This window comes from Janthinobacterium violaceinigrum (assembly GCF_009208555.1).
GTDB lineage: Bacteria > Pseudomonadota > Gammaproteobacteria > Burkholderiales > Burkholderiaceae_D > Janthinobacterium > Janthinobacterium violaceinigrum.
Genome location: NZ_WFLI01000098.1, coordinates 1 through 942, shown reverse-complemented (window position 1 = coordinate 942; position 942 = coordinate 1). Strand labels below are relative to the sequence as shown.

1 protein-coding gene is annotated in these 942 nt (G+C 63.3%); it reads right to left on the bottom strand.

Features of this window, described 5'->3' with window-relative positions:
• Nucleotides 1-942: hypothetical protein (locus GCN75_RS28780; protein ID WP_226941630.1), on the bottom strand; the 942-nt coding region annotated here is incomplete at both ends.

Here is a 942-nt window from a genome sequence, read left to right as displayed (position 1 = left end):
TCGAGCTGGCCTGCCTGCACCGTGCCTTCCGTGTTGTGCAAGGTGACATTGCTCGTGATGCTCAATGTGCCTGGCGTCGTCACCACCGCCTTGTTCGTGCTGACGTCACCCGTTGTTGCCGTCAAGCCGATGTTCGCGGCGCTGGTCTGGCTACCTGCCAGATCCACGCTGGCGCCTGTCAGGGTCGCCTTACCCGCCGCCAGGACCTGGCCATGCGCGGCCAGCGCTTGTGTCGTGCTGATCGTCAGGTCGCCTGCCGTGCCCAGTTTGCCATCAGCCTGCATGCCGGCGCCAAGCAGGCTGCTTGCGCTGCTGTCGAGGGTTTTCGCCGTCAGGCTGGTATTGCCCTGCGCCGCGATGACGCCTGTGTTCACAATGGCACCTGTTGCGGTCAGGGATTGATTGCCGGCCGCATACAGGCTGCCCGTGTTGTTCAGGCTGGCCAGTGTCGCGTTCAGGTTGGCGCCGGCAAACACGTTGCCTGCGGTATTGTTCAAGTTCGCCACGTTCAGGGTGGCGTTGCCGGCCACGGCCTGCAATTGGCCCTTGGTATTGTCGATGTCGCCACCGGACAGTTGCAGATGGCTCCCGGCTGCCACCGTGCCTTGCGTATTGTCCAGGCTGCCCACCGTAAGCTCGGCATTCTGCGCCGCCACGATGCGGCCCGTGCTGTTCAGCAAGGTGGAGGCCTTCACCAGCGCATCGCCATTGCCCTCGATCTTGCCGCCCGTGTTGTCCAGCTGGCCGGTAGCGTTCACCGTCATCAGCCCGGTACCCGTCTGTGCCAGGCTGCCGCTGCGGTTGTCCAGGCTGCCGGCGTTGACGGTCAGCTGATTGGCCACCGTCATCGCATTGCGGTGGTCGAAAGTGGCTGCCCTGATATCGAGCTTGCCATTGCCCGTGATCTTGCCGAACTGGTTGTTGAATTGCCCTGCGTTAATG